This is a genomic window from Paenibacillus sp. sgz302190 (assembly GCF_059820445.1).
Genome location: NZ_JBZYAO010000014.1, coordinates 12,392 through 31,244 on the forward strand (window position 1 = coordinate 12,392; position 18,853 = coordinate 31,244).

Consider the following 18,853-nt stretch of genomic DNA (forward strand, 5'->3'; position numbering starts at 1 on the left):
GGCACAATCGCTGCTTGGCGGTAAAACCAACCTCTAACGCGGCCGCTCATCATTGAATGGCCGCGTTAGAGGTTTTCTCATTGACATAAAACTTTACTTGAGTTAATTTATAAATATAAGTTCACAAATGGATGACAATAAGTACGCAGAGAAGGTGAAGGATATGAGAGCGGGAAACCGGCAATCGGTACGCCATAGCAAAAGCAAAATGCCGCTGAGGGAGATTAAAAAAGCCCGCGCGAAGCTGGCTGTTTTTCAGGCCAGTCTTGAATTGATCGGCGAAAATACGTTTCGCGCCGTGTACGTCGACGATATTTGCCGGCGGGCGGAAATATCGAAGGTGACGTTTTTTAAGTTTTTCCCGCAAAAAGAAGACGTACTCATTTATTTCATGCTCGTTTGGCTGACGCGGCGGCTTGTGGAGCTTCGGGAAGAGCAGAAGCGGGGGATGGCCGCGATCCGCCATATTTTCGGCAAGGTGGCCGAGGACGCGAAGAAACAGCCGGGACTGATGCTCAGCCTGATCGGGTTTCTTGCGGAGCAGAAAATGCACCCTTGCATGCCCGATTTGAACGAAGCGGAATTGCATCTGCTGTTTCCCGGCAAGGAGGAGCTGGCCGCTTCCGTCGACCCGAATCTTGACAAACGCTTCCGGCAGTTTGTCGAGGAGGCCAAACAAGACGGCGGCATTGACGCCGAGCGGGATACCGAAAACTTGGTAGCGATGCTGGTCACGCTGTTTTACGGCGCTTATTTAACCGCTCATATGTTCAAAGCTTCGGATTACATGGCTTTTTACGACATGCATTTACAATTCATCGGAAAGTAGGGTGTTTTCTATGGCAAAAGTCGTTCCGGGCCGGTATACGGCCCAAATGGGGGATTCATTCGTCGTATTTATTATCGGAATGCGTGTCAACAAGCTCTGGGCCGTCCATAAATGGTGGCCTGTTATGAGCGCGATGCCCAAAATGCTGAAAGAATTGTACAGCCATCCCGAGCTCGGATTTTTACACTCCGAATATTTGTTAAGCTGGCGCGGAGTGACGCTGATCCAGTACTGGAAGTCGTTCGATGATCTGGAAAAATACGCGCGCGGCGGCGTGCACTTGAAAGCGTGGCAGGCATTCAACCGGAGCGTCGGCACGGACGGGACGGTCGGCATTTTTCATGAGACGTATCTCATGAAGGAGGGGCAGTATGAATGCGTGTACGGCAATATGCCGCGCATGGGGCTTGGGGCTGCAGGCGAACATGTGCCGGCTACGGGAAAAAGGGAGACCGCCCGCAGAAGAACGGGCGGAACCAACGATCCCGCCGTACCGACTCCGCCGAATCCCGCGGTATAATCTGAAGCGAACTGCGGGACAATAGTAGCGAATAGCAAAACAACCGTTTCCGGAGGGTTCGGAAACGGTTGTCGTATGAATCAATATTAATTGGCGATAAATTCTTGAACCCATTCGTTGTTGTAAAAGGCTACGCCAATTTTCGTGTAGTTAGGGCTTAAGATGTTTTGGCGATGACCTTCGCTGTTCATCCAGGCAGTCATAACTTCTTGCGGAGTTTGCTGCCCCATGGCAATATTTTCGCCGGCATACGTGTACTGGATTCCGTATTTGGTCATCATATCGAACGGAGATCCGTAAGTTGGCGAAGTGTGATCGAAGTAATGGTTGTTGTACATGTCTTTCGCTTTATCAAGCGCCATAGCAGCCAAACTGGAGTCGCTTGTAAGCGGGCTCAAGCCTGCTTTGGCCCGTTCCTGATTGACCAGGGTGACGACTTGATCGGCATACGCGGAGCTCGAAGTATCCGTAGTCGTGCCTGTTGTCGTTCCTGTATCAGTGCCTGTGGAAGGCTGTGTCGTTGTTCCTGTGTCAGTGCCTGTAGAAGGTTGTGTCGTCGTACCTGTGCCACTGCCTGTGTCAGTACCCGTAGAAGGCGTATCCGTCGGAGTTGTGCCGGTGGAAGGCGTTCCGGTATTCGAGTCTGAGTCATGATGTCTTACGTGATGGTAAGAACCCGATGGCATATTGTAATTGCCGGGAGATTTAAACAGGCCGGCCCAGTTGCTCGGATCAAACAATTGCGGATATTGCTGAAGCAAGCTGTCCAGGGAAGTTCCTTGAGAATTTCCTTGCTGGAGTCCTTGCTGAAGTAATTGCTGAATGTTTTGCTGAAGCCCTTGCGGGAGCCCCTGCAGATTGCCGATGACTTGGCCGTTCACAGTGTAAGTAGCTGCGGATGCCGCTCCGGAACTTACGATCATGCCTAATACCAGCGCACCTGTGATAGCTGTTTTCTTGAAACGCATTAAAACCATCCTCTCCTTTTTTGGCCTACGAGGTTAGCTGACGGATTCGGGTCAAAGAGAAATCACCCTGCCATTTTGCAATGGCTTCACCCCAAATAAAGAGGTTCCCCCGTGCATCTTTCGATGCTTTGGCCGTTTTGTTTGCTCAGCAAGAACAGCAGTTTCCCGCGTCCTTCTGTGGGTTTCATTCTAGCATAGAAAACTAGGGGGGATCACCCCTCAAATGTTTCCATTGATAGAAACAGGCAGCCGCAACAAAAAAGCCCGGCCGTCAGGTTTCCCTGATCTGGCCGCGCTTGGCGTCGTTTCGGTTGGTATGTACGCTGTTCGCTTATCGGCGTCTTGCTGCCGCGAACCGGCTTTTTATCAATTCCAAAGCTTTCGTGCTTTCTTCCTTTTGCTCTCTTAGCAAATCTTGAAAGCTCTTGTTGGGAGAAACAAAAAGCAGCGCGTCTTTGGGCTGCTCGCCTACGGCTACCGACACTTTTCCGTTAATGGATACATATACAGTTGTCATGGCTGCATCCCTCCGATCATTTTCCGGGCAAATTCAAAAACCATAGGGTTCTGGTTCATTATAGCATATAATACGTCATCTCGAAAAGTGACAAACTTCCGCGCATCCCAGCCGGAATCGGCCCGAAAGTGGCAGGTCATGACCCGGTCCTGGCATTTTACCGTTAAGTAGAGCGTTTGCTTGGCTTCATTGAAAAAAAGCTGCTCCGGATTGTCCCTTTTCGCCGTAATCGATACGTACGATTTTTCATTATTCAACAGAAAAAAAGGTTCGCTAGTCGTATTCCCGACTTCCAGCAGCAAATTCATCCGCCCGTTGTCGCGCGTATATATCGTAACGGCCGAGCAATCATGAAAGGCGCCGATGTCCTCGGACATATAGTTTCCGTAATGGCGCTTCACCATTCTGCCTTTGAGCTTGCTCATAAAATCGGTGAAAAAGAGCGCCATCCGATCTTTCGGTAAATGTTGAAAAAGCGGAATATTGCGCTCGATGAATTGAGCGAACTCTTCATGCAGTTGAATTTGTTTCGTATACGTTTCGAACGTAGCTTCAAGCGGAAGCAGCAGAACGCCTCTGCGCATCAAGTCGCTGAAATAGTCTTTCCAGTCGATAGAGACACCCAGTGAGAGCTCTTCCATATAAATCCCTTTTTTGACCAAATCATCGATGAAAAACCACACGTACGGATCGATGTGGGAAGGTACTTGAGTATGGCTTTTTAATGCGGCTGTAATGTCCGCGGCTTTAGGATAAGCCCCGGTTTCTTCGGCGTGCCTGTTCGTAATTTCTTCGATAATGCCTTTCATAGTGCTGAAAAACAGGCGCTTGACGCCGGTTTCTACAAAGACAAGCACGGTCTTATTCAAACGGGTTGCCTGTATGTACTCCAGATGGGTAATCGTCCGGTCGTATTTGGGGTAGAACGTGCCCCCTTTATCTTTAATAAATAAAAGAAAAACTTCCGACTCTTCGACTTTTTTGAGGCATTTGCTAATAGGATCCTGATGCGAGTCCCACGGGCCAAAATTTCGTTCGTACATAAGAGGATCATGCCCGATTTCCGTCAATTGCTCGAAAACGGCGTTTCGAATCGGCCGCAATTCGTCTTGGCCTACGGAGCTAATGAATATTTTCGCTTTAGGCAAAACGTTCACCCCTTACCTTATCTGCAACTATTATACCTTATTTGATGCTTTTTTCGCATATTTTCATTGAGCAAGTGAAGAGAGGGATGGTAATATATTGAAAGAACGACATTACGACAATAATCGACAAACAGAGAGAGGGATTGTACATGCAGCATGTTCATGGTACGTACGATACGGGACTGGTCATATTTTCATATATCGTAGCTGTCGTTGCGTCTTATACGGTTCTTGATTTAACCGCACGGATCAGCACTGCCGCAGGCGGGGCCCGTTGGCTGTGGCTCTCATTCGGCGCCATTGCCATGGGGATGGGCATATGGTCGATGCATTTTGTCGGAATGCTCGCCTTTTCTCTGCCTATACCGATCGGATACGATCTTATGCTCGTGCTGCTGTCCGTGCTCGCAGCTGTCAGCGCGTCTTTCGTCGCTCTGAACGTCGTAGGCCGCAATCAGCTGACATTGCGCCAATTGATCGGCGGCGGGCTGATGCTGGCCGTAGGCATTTCGGCGATGCATTACATCGGCATGGCCGCCATGCAGGTCGATATTTCGTACGACCCGTTCTATTTTGCGCTGTCCATCGTCATTGCGATCGTCGCGTCCATCGCGGCTTTATGGTTATCGTTTTATTTCCGTACGGGCAAAGAAAGCGGCGAAGTGTGGAAAAAGATCGGGAGCGGATTGATTATGGGCGCCGCGATCGTCGGTATGCATTATACGGGAATGATGGCCGCCCAATTTCATTTGGGGGGCAAAGCGGCGCTATCCTCAGGAATGGTGCTGGATCAAAAATGGTCGGCTTATTTCATAGCCGGAGGCACTTTGTTTACGCTCGCACTGTCCCTCTTGGGAATTTATATTTCCAAGCGCCTGTCTCATAAAGATTTGGAGATTGAGGAAAAAACAAACGAAATTTACATCATGAACCAGGAGCTCCGAAAGTTAAACGACCATTTGGAGGAATTGGTGAAGGAACGCACGGCACAGCTTGAGAAAGCCCACGACGAGGCGATCCAGGCGAATATGATCAAAAGCCAGTTTCTGGCCAATATGAGCCATGAACTGCGGACGCCGCTCAATGCTATCATCGGGTACAGCGAAATGCTGATGGAGGAAGCGGAAGAACTGGGCGAGCCGACTTTTGTGGACGATCTTGGCAAAATCGGCAAATCGGGCAGGCATCTGCTGGCGCTTATTAACGATATTTTGGATATTTCGAAAATCGAAGCCGGTAAAATGGAAATTTATTTGGAGCCGTGCCATTTGCCGGAACTGATTCAGGACGTGCTGACGACGGTAAAACCGATGATCGAAGGCAATGGGAACCGGCTGGAATCCAGCGAAATAGAAGGCGAAATCACGACCGATGTGACGAAGATGCGGCAAATATTGTTCAACCTGCTCAGCAATGCGAGCAAATTTACGAAAAACGGCACCATCGGTCTCGAGGTGTACCGCCAAGCGAAAAAGGGCGTCGAGGGCTTCTGCTTCCGGGTCAAGGATACGGGAATCGGCATGACGCCGGAACAAATCGAGAAGCTGTTCCAGCCGTTTACGCAAGCCGACGCTTCAACTACGCGCAAGTACGGAGGCACCGGTCTCGGGCTGGCTATCAGCCAAAACTTCTGCAGCATTTTGGGCGGCGACATTTCGGTCGAAAGCGAACTGGGATCCGGCAGCACATTTACGTGCTGGCTTCCTGCCGTTCCTCCCGGGCGGGACAATAGCCAGGCTCTGTCCGCGGGCGATTCCGGCACAGCGGAGGATAACGGTCCGATGAGCGTTCTGGTGATCGACGACGAGCCTTTTAACCAACAATTGATACGGAAATATTTGGCCAAGGAAGGATGGGACTTGACGTTTGCCGAGAGCGGAGAGGAAGGGCTTTTGCTGACCAAAAAGCTTCGTCCCAAGGTAATCTGTCTGGACATTCTGATGCCGAGCATGGACGGGTGGAGCGTGCTGGCCGCGCTTAAGAACGATCCCGAGCTGCAGGATATTCCCGTTATTATATTGTCGATGACGGACGACAAGCACCTGGGCTACGAGCTTGGCGCTTCCGAATTTCTGACGAAGCCGGTGCAGCGGGAACGGTTGATCGGCGTCATAGACAAGTACATCTCGAAACATAAGGAACACTCCGTTCTGGTGATCGAGGACGACGCGACCACAAGCGCCTTAATGGCCAAGCTGCTGCAAAAGGAAGGGTATGTGGTGACCCAGGCCGGCAACGGCAGATTCGCTTTGGAATTTATGGCAAGGAAAATGCCCGAGCTGATTTTGCTGGATTTGATGATGCCGGAGATGGACGGCTTTCAGTTCGTTGAAGAGCTGCGCAAGCACGACGCTTGGAGCGCTATTCCGATTATCGTCATCACCGCGAAGTCGATCACGTCGGAAGACAGGATGAAATTGAACGGTTTCGTAAAAAGCGTTTATCAAAAAGGCTCGTTCGACCACAAATCGCTGCTGGCCGAAATCAGCCGATTCGTAACATCGCCGTAGGGCCTGGGCGCGCACAATCTGCCTGGTTCTGGTGGCGCGAAGAAAACCTGCAAAAGTACAGTTTTTGCTTGGATGATACGCTGCAAACGAAAAATTCCTGCAAATGTGCAGGCTTTTCGCCGCGAACATGGGCTCAGATACATTTTTATAGAAAATTCCTGCACAATCGCAGGCTTTTCGCCCAAATGAGGTACTTTCAGGGAAAAAGCCTGCACTTTCGCAGGCTTTTTCCCTGCCAAGCCGCCCTGTCCCCACTTCAGCACCCCAACCCGTGCAATAGAGGCCGTAGGTTGTGAAAGAGCGGCCGTCTTTTCTTAGCCATTTGACAAAATAAACTGTAACTATTATTATGATAGTTAAATAGAATAATTATATAACTTCAGATGGGTGGTGCAGAAAGATGAACTTTGAAATCAGCGATTGGGTGCAAGGCAGAACGGATGCTGGGGAATTAGTCCACGGGTACATTGAATCGATACATGAATTGTTGGGAATCGCCAGAGTGAATGTTCTTCAATCCGATAATGAGGAGATCATAGGTACGATTGCCTTGGTGTCCGTGAGCAAGCTGAAAAAATTAGCGATGATTTCCATGGAAGCCGATGAACAAATAAAAGCGTTGATCGATATTGCGCTGTCAACCCGCGATGAAGCGTGGTTCATGGAGCTTTCCGGCAAATTGAAATCCAAGCCGAACGGTGCAGGACAAGATAACGGAAGCCGGCCCGCCGCTTACTCATCTTTTGTTAACCGTTTGGGCCTGTCCGGGAAAAAATAAAAATGCTGATGAACATCTATACGTAAGGCTGCCGGGAAAGTTCCGGCAGCTTTTTTTGGCGTTTTGGCGTGCTGTATCGCTTCCCAGGCGTGGACAACGGAAACCGGGGATCGGGCGGACCGGCGCTAACCGACGCAGAGCGGCGCGGGAAAATGCGGCAGACAAACACACGGGCCGTCAGGGACGCATACAGTGTTCCAAAAGGAGGTAAGCCGTATGCCATGGCTGCAAAAAGCTTTTTTCTTAATCGGCCGCCCGGTAGGCGTATCTTTGACGAATGGACAGAGCGTGTCAGGGGTATTGTGTACGATTCAGAACGGCGAAATTTATTTGCTTGAGTACTTGTACCATACGCAATTCGCGACCAAGCACTATCCTTTCGAGCAAATTCAGGACATCCACGCTTTTCCTCCTTGTTATCCGCCGCTTCAACATTACGCTCAACCGTTATACCAGTGAAACACCCGGAAATGCAGCGGAATGGTTACATGTATGCAGAGGCTATACGGCGAATGGCACCAGGACGGTCCGTTCAAAAGATAGCCGCTTTCGCATGCGCATGTTTTGTTGTATGATATTGATAATGATTATCACTAAAACTTTTCATTCGGTAAAGCAATTCAGGGAGGCATATGGAATGGGTCGATCCGACCGGGCGAGTACTTTTCTGCATGGGACGATGCTGGAAATCAAAGAGGCGGATGCGGTATCGGGCTTTGCGGCGGAGCGGTGTCTGGAACGGCATACGGTTACATCGCATACGCTGCTTTTTTTTGTCAAAATGAGAGGCACGATCCTCGTAAATGATATACCAGCCGGCATAACCGGCAAATCCGCCTGGCTGCTGCTTCCCGGCACGACCGTAGAAGCGAAAGGTTCATCGGGCAAAGATGCGAAAATGTACCGGATTGCGTTCGATTTGTTCCGGGCGACGGAAAACACGGATCAAAGGAAAGTGTACGAGCGGGAAACAAGCTTTCCCGTGCAAGGAAGCGTGCGGAACGATTTGAACCGCATTCAGCGCCTTGTTTTGCAGCTTGCGGAAGAGCGCCCGGCTGCAGATGCGTATGCGCATGCGGATTCCGGCTACCGCTTCCGGCGGCAGCAGCGCATGTACGAATTGCTGGAAGTTTTGCTGCAGAGCGAGCCCGCCTCACCGCCGCCGCCGACCAGCCCCGAGGAGCCGCTCCAACTGACGGTCCGCTACATGCAGGAGGCGTATCATACGGACATCAAGCTGGACAAGCTGGCCGAGCTCGCCGGTATGCATCCGTCGTATTATTCGCAGCTGTTCAAGCAAAAAATGAACAAAAGTCCGATCGAATTTTTGACCCGGCTGCGCATGAACAAAGCGAAGGAGCTGCTTCGCGTCTCCGATAAAAAAGTCCGTGAGGTCGCCGCACATGTCGGCTATCGCGACGAGTTTTATTTCAGCCGCCGGTTTAAAGAGAACTACGGCTACGCGCCTACGCAGTATTTGAAGCAAACGTGTCCGAATATCGTTTCGCTTTCGTTTCCGTATACGGACCATTTGTTCACCCTCGGGGTGGTGCCGTGTGCCGCGCAAATTCACCCGCTGCTGCCCCAGGCGATCAAGTCGCTGACGCTGCCGTTTCACGCTTACGAGACATGGGACATCGACAGGCAGGCTTTTTTCGACGTCAAGCCCGATCTCATTGTATGCAAAGACAATGTGCTGCAAAAAGCGAGGGACCATATCGGCGATATCGCCCCGATTATTTCGATTCCGTGGAAGCCCGGGGACATCTTCGACCATATGCTGGAGATCGCCCGGATTGTCGGGAAGGAGCAGGCGGCCAGGGATTGGATAAGCCATTACGAGCAACGGGCGGAGCGGGCGCGGAAAAGGGTGAAAAGCGTTATCGGCAGCGCGACGGCAGCCATTTGGCGGATTGCGCCGGGCGAATTCAGGGTATACGCGGCACGCAATATCGGCCACGTTTTTTACCGCAGCCTGCAGCTGTCGCCTCCGGAGCGCGTCCGCACGTCGATTCAACGGTATCGTCCCGGCACCCAATTGACCTGGACGGCCGCCGCGATCGAGGAGCTCGGCGACTACGATTCGGACTACCTGTTCCTGGTCGTACAATCGGCGGACGAGGTGCGGCGCGTCATGCATCAGATCGTTACGAACCCCATGTGGCTGCGGCATTCCGCGATTCGCGCGAACCGTTACTATTTTCTGGAGTGGGAAAAGTGGAAGGTCTATGCGCCGTATGCCATCGGGCGTCAATTGGAGGAAGCGGTATCGATGCTGGAAGGCTCGCACAAATCGTCCTACATCTAAAGAAATAACATGGAAACGAATCTTAAAATATGTCATGGACGCCGTGGAAAACGGATTTTATAATACATTTTATTGATAATGATTATCAATACTACTCGAGAAGGAATATGCAATGGAACAGAATCGACTGCAAGAGTGGACATCTGCTGCTGCGGCGCGTACGAACGTCGCGCTTTTTGTGCTCATTTTCGTTTTGGCTATATTCGGATTGCTGCTGTCGATGTTTCTCGCGATCTCATATGGGGCGAAGGAGCTTACCATGAAAACGGTATGGACGGCGGTCGTGCACTATGATCCGTCTGTGACCGCGCATCAAATTATCCATGAACTGCGGCTTCCCCGCGTCATAGGCGCTGCCGTAGTAGGAGCGGGACTGGCCGTGGCCGGCGCGCTGATGCAGGGCGTTACGCGCAACCCGCTTGCCGATGCCGGCATCCTGGGCATTAATGCGGGCGCGATGCTGGTGGTGGCGGTCAGCTTCGCCGTTTTGCCGAATTTGCCGTACTCCGCTTTAATGGCGCTGTCTTTTGGCGGAGCCGTGCTCAGTACGGTCGTGATTTTTGCGCTTGCCTCGGCGGGGCCGGGCGGGCTGACGCCTTTGCGGCTCACCGTAGCCGGTGCCGTAGTCGCCGCGATGCTGCATTCGCTCAGCTCGGGAATCGCGATTTATTTTGATTTGAACCAGGATTTGGCTTTTTGGTATGCGGGCGGGGTGGCCGGGGTCAAATGGTCTCATCTCCAGCTCCTGGTGCCGGTTATCCTGCTGGCAATCCTTTGGGCAATGACGATGGGACGTGCCGTCTCGCTGATGGCGCTTGGGGATGAGGCGGCGGTAAATTTGGGCGTGCGAACGAAGCGGACACGCATGCTCGCGATGACCGCTGCGGTTATTTTGGCGGGCGTCTCCGTGTCGGCGGCCGGCTCCATCGGGTTTATCGGGCTTGTCATCCCGCATATTTCGCGAAAGCTTACCGGCGTGGACTACCGCTTCATCATTCCGCTGTCTGCGATTCTGGGCGCGGTGCTGCTCGTTCTGGCCGATCTGGGCGCCCGGACGGTCAACCCGCCGAAAGAGCTTGCCATCGGCGTGATGGTCGCGCTCGTCGGCGTTCCTTTCTTTTTGTATTTGGCGCGAAAAGAAAGGAGGAGCTTGTAGATGCAACTGCAAACTAAAAGCAGGGGAAAGAAAGCTTTTGCAGTGGGGATCGTCCTGGTCCTGATTTCGCTGGCAGTCATCCTTATAAGTCTGAATACCGGCACGATCCGGCTGTCTCCGCTGCATGTGGTGCAAACCTTTCTCGGCTATGGCAGCGAGGACGACAAGACCGTGCTGTTCGACTACCGCTTGCCGCGTATTGTCGTTGCCATGCTGGCGGGGATCGGCCTTGGAGTATCGGGAGCCATTTTGCAAGGGCTGTCGCGCAATGCGCTCGCCGATCCGGGCATTCTCGGGCTTCATGCAGGCGCGGCATTCGGCCTTATCATTTTTATGTCCTTCTTCCGTTCGATGCAGGGCCCGGTTTCGCTGCTCATTCCGCTGTTCACTTTCGCGGGCGGCGTGGCGGCGGCTTTCCTGATTGTGATTCTGGCTTACGACCGGCACAAAGGGGTGCAGCCGATTCAATTGCTGCTGATCGGAATTGCGGTTGCCGCGGGTTTTAGCGCAATCACGCTGTATTTATCGCTTCGCCTGGACGACAAAACGTATACGTTCGCCGCAAGATGGCTGGCCGGCAACATATGGGGAAGAGACTGGCTTCATGTGTATGCGCTGCTGCCCTGGATTGCGCTGTTGGCGCCTTACACGATGCTCCAGTCCAGAGCGCTGGACGCCTTTGCTTTCGGCGACCAGGTGGCGGCCGGCCTCGGAGCGCCGGTGCGCAGAAACCGGCTGCTTTTGCTGGGAGCGGCCGTCGCTTTATCGAGCGCCAGCGTATCGATGGCCGGCGGCGTCGGTTTCATCGGGCTGGCGGCGCCGCAGCTTGCGCGCCGGTTGGTCGGTCCGATGCACCGGCATCTGCTGCCGATATCCGGGCTCATCGGCCTTGTCATCCTGGTGATCGCGGATACGATCGGACGTTCGGTCTTCCAGCCGAACTCGATTCCGGCCGGGGTCATCGTAGCGGCCGTCGGAGCGCCTTATTTTCTGTATTTGCTAGTGAAAACCAAACATACATAACCAAGGGAGAAAACCATGAAAAAGACATCTTTACTCATCATGAGCATGATCGTAATACTAGTACTGGCCGCCTGCGGCAAGGCGGCGGCTCCGGCTGAGCCAAGCCCGGCCGCGGCCAATGCCGGGACTTCGGCAGCGGCGTCGGCAACGCCCGCAGCCGCCAAAGAGCAGAGAATCGCTTCGCTGTCGATTCATCTGACGAACCACCTGCTCGCGCTCGGCATTACGCCTGTCGGCTCGGCCATCGGCGGCGACCTGAAAGACTTTTTGCCGCACGTCAAAGACCGCCTGCAAAACACGAAAAAGCTGGGCGTAGTTTCAGATCCGGACATGGAAGCTTTGCTTGCCTTAAAGCCTGACGTGATTTTCCTCGACAAGCAGTACGCCGGCAACGATCTTGCCAAATATGAGAAAATCGCTCCGGTTCAAGTGTTCGATCTGGACGAAGGGACATGGAGAGACACGCTGAAACAAGTCGGAAAGGCCGTGAACCGCGAAAAACAGGCAGAAGATTTTATCAAAGAATATGACACCGAAAAAGAGCGCGTTAAAGGGCTCATTGCAAACAAGATCGGCACCGGCAAAGTGATGGCGATCCGGGTTACGAGCAAAGAGCTCCGCGTCTTCGGCATGAAGCGTCCGATGGGCCCGATCCTGTTCGACGATTTGAAATTGCAGCCTGCCAAAGGCGTTGAGAAAATTAACAAAGCTTACGAGGTGATTTCCCAGGAGGTGCTGCCCGATTTTGACGCCGATGCGATTTTCGTCGTTGTCAACCGGGATGAGGAAGCTCAGAAGGTGTTCAAGCAGCTGCAGGGCAACCCGATCTGGCAAGGGCTCAAAGCCGTGAAGCAAAATCACGTTTACCCGATCGCCGACCAGCCGTGGCTGGACTATTCGTCGCTGGGCAGCAAGTTGTCGATGGATGAGGCGGAAAACATATTTTCCAAATAATCGCTGACTAAATGCTGAACATTTTGATTTTCTCTTTCAGGCCTTGAGCCTGCTCGCTGAGAACGTTCGCCGAAAAAGAAATTTCCTGCATGAATGCGGTTTGCTCCTGCGTGGCCGAGGCCGCTTGCATGGCCATATCCGTAATTTGTTTGGAAATGAAAGCTATCTCCTGGCCCCTCGATTCCGAGAGGCCAATTTTTTGCGCCTGCTCGCCCACCGTTCTCGCAATCATGTTTACGGCGTCCGCCGTCTGATGCACGGCGGCGCCGATATGCTCCATGGCCGCGCCGGCTTTTTGCCCTCTTCCGAGCTCTTCGTGAATGTGGCGCACCTGATCGGCTATTTTGTCCTCCATCGTATGCACTTGCGCCTGAATGTCCTTGACCAGCCTGTCGATGTTTTTGACGGCATGGGCGCTCTGTTCGGCCAGCTTTCTGATTTCCAGGGCTACGACCGAGAATCCGATGCCCTCGTCGCCGGCTCTGGCCGCTTCAATGCTGGCGTTTAAAGCGAGCAGGTGCGTCTGATCGGCGATTTCCCCGACCCATCCGGATACTTTGCCGATTTCGGCGGTATGCGCTTGCAGCTTGTTTGCCAGCGCTGTGGAGTCCTCGCTGATCGTGGAAAGATCCGATATCCCGGCCAACAGCGATTGAATGTCGCTGCCGCTTTCCCGGATGGTGACGACCATTTGCCGGGAAAGCTCGTGAACGTCCGCCGCCTTCCCGTTCATCTCCGCCGCGGCTTGCGCGGCCGACTCGATGGCGTTCAGGCACTCTAGAGACTGCTGCTCCTGCCTGTGGGTGCTGTTTGAAATGTCCTCGGTGCTCTGCGAAATTTGCTCGGCCTGCTTCGCCGCAGCCCCGATGGCGCTGTTTAACGAGGCGGAGCTTTGTTCGGCGACCGTGATGTGCTGGGAGATGTCGACGATCATGTCCCGAAGATGGCGGACCATTTTCTGAAAGGAAGCGGTCAGCATGCCGAGTTCATCATCCGATTTGTGATCGGGGATGCTGATGTCGAGGCGGCCCAAAGCCGCATCGTCGGCGAATTTGGCCAATCTCAGCAGTGGCCGGACGATCCAGCGCGCCATCAACCAGCCCAACAAACCGGTCCAGCACACGCCCAGGCTCAAAGTGCCTAAAGTGAACAGCCAGCCGGGAATGCCGCTCGCGGCCGCGTCTTTAATATAAAGAATGAAAAAAGCGCTAGTGCCGTAAGTGATGATGGAAACGGCTACAATTCCGATGACGATTTTTTGGATCAGGCCCAGACGCATACCGAAGCCCCTCTCGTTTTTGATAGTTTCAGTTTACCATGCTTCTTATTCGATAGAATCGTTTTTCAGCATGTTTTTGGCTAAATTTTCGGTCGCCAGATCCCGCGAATGATCTTCGTAATCTTCCAAAATGTCGATGATATATTCTTCGCCCGGTCTGTACGCTCTGAAAATCGCCTTTTCCTTGTTTTCCAAACGCACTTCGTGGCCGCAATCCTTTAGACATTGAGCAAAATCATGAAGGGTAGGCTGCTGGCCTTCTTCCAAAAATATGACGCCTCTCAGAAGCTTCACGCTGTCTTTGCGAATGACTTTAAAGTGAATGATATGTTCTTTTTTCACGGGTACGCACTCCCCTCATTGTTTCCTTCGCACTGCATATTTACATGGTAGCTGAAAATTGGCGGTGCAGGCTGTGATATTTGTTACTGCATCGGCCTTTATTGCGGCCGTTGGCATCTCCCGGCAGTTTCGTTACAATAGAGAAGATGCAAAGCCGGAAGGAGCCGAGTCCAAATGTCTGTCGATCGTCGCAACGGAATTTTCCCCTCGGTATGTTCGCTGGATTGTCCGGATCAGTGCGGACTGCTCGTTCATAAAGAGGACGGAAAAATTGTGAAAATAGAAGGGGACCCCGCGCACCCGGTCACGCAAGGCGCGATTTGCAACAAAGTCCGCCATATGGCGGAACGGTTATACGACCCCGAGCGGCTGCAATTTCCGCTAAAACGCGTCGGAAACAAAGGTGAGAACCGCTTTGAGCGGATCACTTGGGAGGAAGCTTTGGACACGATCGCCGCCAACTGGAAACAGTTGATTGCCGAACATGGGGCGGAGGCGATTCTTCCTTACAGCTTTTACGGGAACATGGGCCGAATCGGCACGGAGGGCATGGACCGCCGTTTTTTCCATCGCCTGGGAGCGAGCCGGCTGCTGTATTCGATCTGCCAGGCCGCCGGAACGGAAGGCTACAATTATACGATGGGCGGGAGCTTCGGGATCGACCCTGAGGATACGGTTCATTCCAAGCTTATTGTGATGTGGGGCATCAATGCGGTCAGTACGAACATGCACCAGGTCGTGCTTGCGGAGAAGGCGCGTAAAAATGGCGCGAAAATTGTCGTGATCGATGTTCATAAAAATCAGACAGGCCGCTGGGCGGATTGGTTCATTCCGGTGCTGCCGGGAACCGATGCGGCGCTTGCCCTGGGGCTGATGCATATTTTGTTCGACGAAGGTTTGACGGACGAAGCTTTCTTGAAAGAGTACACCGTAGGATACGAGGAACTGAGGAAGCACGTCCGGAAGTACGATCCTCTGACGGTGTCCGCTGTGACGGGTGTGCCGGTCGAAGATATATACCGGCTTGCCCGGATGTACGGCCAGGCCTCGCCGTCGTTCATTCGCATCGGCAACGGCCCGCAGCATCACGATAACGGCGGCATGTGCGTGCGCACGATTGCCTGCCTGCCCGCGCTTACGGGCCAGTGGCTCCACAAGGGCGGCGGCGCGATCAAGGGAAACGGCGGCTACCTGGAGCACAACACGGCTGCACTGCAGCGCCCGGATTTGCTGACCGCGGATACGCGGCGCATTAATATGAACTTGCTGGGGAGCGCGCTGCTTGAACTGGACCCTCCGGTCCGTTCGCTCTACGTGTACAATTCGAACCCGGCGCTCGTAGCTCCGCACGCCAACAAAGTCAGAGAAGGTCTCGCCCGGGAGGATTTGTTTACCGTCGTGCACGACTTGTTCCTGACAGAAACGGCGTTGTATGCGGATATCGTGCTGCCTGCTACGTCGTCTTTTGAAAATACCGATTTTTACCGGTCTTACTGGCATCATTACGTGCAAATTCAGCAGCCGGTTGCAGAACCTTACGCGGAAAGCAAATCCAATGCGGAAGTGTTCCGTTTGCTGGCTCAGGCGATGGGTTTTGAGGAGCAGGCGCTGCAGGATTCGGAGGAAGCGATGATCCGCCAGGCGCTGGATCACCCGGACAATCCGTATTTGGACGGGCTCACCTATGAGGCGCTGCTGGAAAAGCAGTTTGTCAAAGCTGCGGTTCGGCCGCTCTTCCCGGGGCGGCTAAGTACCCCAAGCGGGAAAATCGAGCTTTATTCGCAGACGATGGAAAGCCGGGGCTATCCGCCGCTGCCTGTTTATACGCCGCTTCACGAAGACGAGAAGCTGCCGTTTTTGTTCGTTCCGGCGCCGAATCATAACTTTTTGAATTCGACCTTTTCCAATAATGCCAAGCATGTGCGCATGGAAAAAGCGCCAAAGCTGCATATGAATGCAGCGGATGCCGCAGCCCTTGGAGTGGCGACCGGCGACAAGGTGCGGGTCTGGAACGGGCGAGGGGAATGCGAACTGGTCGTCTCGGCCGGAGAGGACGTGCTCCCGGGAGTCGTCGTCAGTCAAGGCCTCTGGGCCGACTCACCGGAAGGCAAAGCGCCGGCGTTGGTCAATGCGCTGACGCCTGACCGTGTGGCCGATATGGGCGGAGGAGCGACCTTTTTCTCCGGGCGGGTACAGGTGGAAAAGAGCGTAGGGCGGTAAAAGCAGGAAGGCTGCCGCACAAGCAGCTTGTGAGATGCTTGTGGGGCTGGCGCCGCGTCCGGCAAAGCTGCAAACGCGCGGCGTTGCCCCGCCGACAGAATTCGCACCGCGCGCAGCTCCCAGCGCGCGGTATTTGCGCTGCATGGCGGTCGGTCCGACCACAGCAAATCTCAGACTGTTGAGAAAAACGTACACGCCAGAGCCGATTGCACAATCGCCTGGCTGCGCGAAGAAAGCCTGCATAAATCAGATTGTTGATAAAGTGGCGGCTTAGAGGAATCAGAGGGGAACAGCCGCTCACTCCCACCCACGTCTCTCTTACACGGGTTACGGAGCTGAAGTAGGGGGCAAAGCGGTTTGGCCCGGGAGAAAACCTGCGAAAGTGCAGTTTTTTTCGCAAAAGTGGCTCGTTTTGGGTGAAAAGCCTGCGATTGTGCAGGAATTTTCCGCGAAAATGAATCTGAGCCCATGTTCGCGGCGAAAAGCCTGCACATTTGCAGGAATTTGTCGTGACCAGCGTATCAACCGGGTAAAAACTGTACTTTTGCAGGTTTTCTTCGCGCAACCAGGCAGATTGTGGGCGACCGCTTCTGCCGCGCGGGTTTCCGGGCAGCCTGCAAATCTGCATTTTTTCCGTTAGGAGTCTGTCGGGCGGAGTTGCTTTTGTGCATAAAGAAGGGGCTGTCCGTTGAGACAACCCTTTCTTTCATAAAAGCTTAAGCTTGTTTCGAAGTCCACATGGATTCGATTTCCTCCAGCGATTTTCCTTTCGTTTCAGGCACGGCGCGCCAGGTGAACAGGAATGTGAACAGCGACATTACGCCGAAAATCCAGAAGGTGATGGCAGGTCCGGCGGATTGAAGCATCGGCGGGAACGATTGGGAGACGATATAGTCCGCCGCCCACAGCGCCATGGATGCGATTGCCGTAGCTCTGCCGCGGATGCGGTTCGGGAAAATTTCTGACAAAATGACCCAGACGACCGGTCCGAGCGACACGGCGAAGGATGCCACGTAGATCAGGATGAAAATAAGCACGAGCGGCCCGCTTGTATAGCCGGTATGAAAAGCGATGCCGATAACGAGCAGGCACAGCGTCATCATTGCGGACCCGACGAGCAGCAGCGCTTTGCGTCCCACTCTATCGATCAGCCATAAAGACAAGATGGTGAACATAAAATTGATGAAGCCGATGAGAATCGTTTGCACCAGCGAAGCGCTTGTGCCCGCGCCCATTTGCTTGAAAATTTCCGGGGCGTAATACATGATCGCGTTGATGCCGGTCACCTGCTGCAGGATAGCCAGCACCACACCCGCAATGAGAGCCCAACGCAGCCCGGGTTTAAACAGCTCCTTAATGGAACCGGCGTTTTCCTCTTTGAACGATTCCTTGATGTCGAGCACTTCTTTACGGGCAAGTTCCTCGCCATGAATTTTCAGCAGAATCGGCAGCGCCTCTGCGGGGCGTTTTTGCTTGATCAGCCATCTTGGGCTTTCAGGCACGAAAAACAGCAGTGCCATGAACAGCAGGCCGGGAATGACGCCGATACCGAACATCAGGCGCCAGCCGGTGGAAATATTCCATGCCTCGTCCCCGGCGCCGGCAATGCTCAAATTGACAAAATATACGAGAAAAATGCCGGTAACCGTAGCAAACTGGTTGAACGCGACAAGTCTGCCGCGGTATTTGGCCGGCGCGATTTCGGCATTGTACAGCGGGCACAGGGTCGAGGTGATGCCGATGCCGACACCGCCGATGATCCGGGCTATAATGTATCCGGAAAAAGTAGCCGGAATCGCGGAGCCGAGCGAGCCGATAATAAACAAGAAGGCCGCGGCGATAAGCACTTTTTTGCGGCCGAACTTGTCGCTGAGCACGCCGGAACCGGCGGCGCCGACGATACAGCCGATGATCAGGCTGGATACGGCCCAGCCGACCTGCACTTCATTCAGGCCGAACCGCTCCTGCATAAATCCGATCGCGCCCGAGACAACGGCTGTATCGAAGCCAAACAGCAAACCGCCCAATGCGGCGATAATCGAAACGAGCGTTACAAACTTGATGCTGATTTTTTCGTTTTCGTTTTCTATGCGAACAGCTGCTTCCATTTTGATCACTCCTCTCAGTATCTCCATACGGAAACGAGTTCATTATAGCATGCCGCAAAGTTCGCAAAAGGAGGGATCGTCTGCACTTATTTGTGGTCTTGCCGCATTTATTTTGCAATTGCCGGCGCATCGCCCCCTACGCGGCCGGACTAGCACATTCTTGCTATCCGAACACAAAAAAGTCCACGTCCGT

Annotated in this window: 16 protein-coding genes and 1 riboswitch; of the genes, 10 read left to right on the forward strand and 6 right to left on the reverse strand. The window is 53.3% G+C overall.

The window, feature by feature from the left end:
- The first annotated feature begins 163 nt into the window (after positions 1 to 163).
- Together AC6RNO_RS16870 and AC6RNO_RS16875 are read left to right on the forward strand one after the other, a co-directional pair.
- Positions 164 to 829 (forward strand): TetR/AcrR family transcriptional regulator, encoded by a 666-nt coding sequence (locus AC6RNO_RS16870; protein WP_474685166.1) that lies wholly within the window; start codon positions 164 to 166, stop codon positions 827 to 829.
- 10 nt (positions 830 to 839) lie between these two features.
- Positions 840 to 1,349 carry a DUF4188 domain-containing protein gene (locus AC6RNO_RS16875; protein ID WP_474685165.1) on the forward strand — a complete coding sequence of 170 codons (510 nt, stop codon included), beginning with the start codon at positions 840 to 842 and terminating at the stop codon, positions 1,347 to 1,349.
- Between the two features lie 86 nt (positions 1,350 to 1,435).
- Here the strand turns inward: AC6RNO_RS16875 and AC6RNO_RS16880 are convergent, their stop codons facing one another.
- The 3 genes from AC6RNO_RS16880 to AC6RNO_RS16890 form a co-directional block, all read right to left on the reverse strand.
- Positions 1,436 to 2,317, reverse strand: a complete 882-nt coding sequence (locus AC6RNO_RS16880) for a CAP domain-containing protein (RefSeq protein WP_497106132.1) — start codon at positions 2,315 to 2,317, stop codon at positions 1,436 to 1,438.
- Positions 2,318 to 2,324: 7 nt separating this feature from the next.
- Positions 2,325 to 2,461, reverse strand: a riboswitch (cyclic di-AMP (ydaO/yuaA leader).
- A 187-nt stretch (positions 2,462 to 2,648) separates the two neighbouring features.
- Positions 2,649 to 2,834, reverse strand: coding sequence for a hypothetical protein (locus AC6RNO_RS16885; RefSeq protein ID WP_474685163.1), 186 nt, complete (start codon positions 2,832 to 2,834; stop codon positions 2,649 to 2,651).
- Entirely contained in the window at positions 2,831 to 3,982 is a 1,152-nt protein-coding gene (locus tag AC6RNO_RS16890; RefSeq protein WP_497106133.1) for a DUF4062 domain-containing protein, read from the reverse strand. Before AC6RNO_RS16890 ends, AC6RNO_RS16885 begins: the two co-directional genes overlap by 4 nt.
- Positions 3,983 to 4,131: 149 nt before the next feature.
- On the opposite strand from AC6RNO_RS16890, the gene AC6RNO_RS16895 reads away from it, so the two are divergent.
- The 7 genes from AC6RNO_RS16895 to AC6RNO_RS16925 all read left to right on the forward strand — a co-directional run bounded on the left by AC6RNO_RS16895 (position 4,132) and on the right by AC6RNO_RS16925 (position 12,711).
- On the forward strand, positions 4,132 to 6,492 hold the full coding sequence (locus AC6RNO_RS16895; RefSeq protein ID WP_497106134.1) for an MHYT domain-containing protein: 2,361 nt from the start codon (positions 4,132 to 4,134) through the stop codon (positions 6,490 to 6,492).
- 400 nt (positions 6,493 to 6,892) lie between these two features.
- Positions 6,893 to 7,270: an IDEAL domain-containing protein gene (locus tag AC6RNO_RS16900; RefSeq protein WP_474685160.1), complete on the forward strand. Its 378-nt coding sequence runs from the start codon at positions 6,893 to 6,895 to the stop codon at positions 7,268 to 7,270.
- A gap of 216 nt (positions 7,271 to 7,486) precedes the next feature.
- Complete coding sequence (locus tag AC6RNO_RS16905) at positions 7,487 to 7,729, forward strand: hypothetical protein (protein ID WP_497106135.1); 243 nt, start codon at positions 7,487 to 7,489, stop codon at positions 7,727 to 7,729.
- Positions 7,730 to 7,907: 178 nt separating this feature from the next.
- Complete coding sequence (locus tag AC6RNO_RS16910) at positions 7,908 to 9,578, forward strand: AraC family transcriptional regulator (protein WP_497106136.1); 1,671 nt, start codon at positions 7,908 to 7,910, stop codon at positions 9,576 to 9,578.
- 220 nt (positions 9,579 to 9,798) lie between these two features.
- Positions 9,799 to 10,734, forward strand: a complete 936-nt coding sequence (locus AC6RNO_RS16915; protein ID WP_497106209.1) for an iron chelate uptake ABC transporter family permease subunit — start codon at positions 9,799 to 9,801, stop codon at positions 10,732 to 10,734.
- The gene (locus AC6RNO_RS16920; RefSeq protein ID WP_474685157.1) at positions 10,735 to 11,757 is read left to right on the forward strand and encodes a FecCD family ABC transporter permease; all 1,023 of its coding nucleotides are present in this window, start codon (positions 10,735 to 10,737) and stop codon (positions 11,755 to 11,757) included. It begins immediately after the preceding gene.
- A gap of 15 nt (positions 11,758 to 11,772) precedes the next feature.
- Positions 11,773 to 12,711 carry an ABC transporter substrate-binding protein gene (locus AC6RNO_RS16925; protein WP_497106137.1) on the forward strand — a complete coding sequence of 313 codons (939 nt, stop codon included), beginning with the start codon at positions 11,773 to 11,775 and terminating at the stop codon, positions 12,709 to 12,711.
- Between the two features lie 7 nt (positions 12,712 to 12,718).
- On the opposite strand, the gene AC6RNO_RS16930 is transcribed toward AC6RNO_RS16925, so the two are convergent.
- Both AC6RNO_RS16930 and AC6RNO_RS16935 read right to left on the reverse strand, forming a co-directional pair.
- Entirely contained in the window at positions 12,719 to 13,990 is a 1,272-nt protein-coding gene (locus tag AC6RNO_RS16930) for a methyl-accepting chemotaxis protein (protein ID WP_474685155.1), read from the reverse strand.
- Between the two features lie 45 nt (positions 13,991 to 14,035).
- Positions 14,036 to 14,332 (reverse strand): hypothetical protein, encoded by a 297-nt coding sequence (locus AC6RNO_RS16935; protein ID WP_474685154.1) that lies wholly within the window; start codon positions 14,330 to 14,332, stop codon positions 14,036 to 14,038.
- A 174-nt stretch (positions 14,333 to 14,506) separates the two neighbouring features.
- Between AC6RNO_RS16935 and AC6RNO_RS16940 the strand changes: the two genes are divergently transcribed.
- The gene (locus tag AC6RNO_RS16940) at positions 14,507 to 16,552 is read left to right on the forward strand and encodes a molybdopterin-dependent oxidoreductase (protein ID WP_497106138.1); all 2,046 of its coding nucleotides are present in this window, start codon (positions 14,507 to 14,509) and stop codon (positions 16,550 to 16,552) included.
- 716 nt (positions 16,553 to 17,268) lie between these two features.
- Here AC6RNO_RS16940 and AC6RNO_RS16945 read toward each other — a convergent pair.
- Positions 17,269 to 18,660 carry a sugar porter family MFS transporter gene (locus AC6RNO_RS16945; protein ID WP_497106139.1) on the reverse strand — a complete coding sequence of 464 codons (1,392 nt, stop codon included), beginning with the start codon at positions 18,658 to 18,660 and terminating at the stop codon, positions 17,269 to 17,271.
- Positions 18,661 to 18,853: the final 193 nt, after the last annotated feature.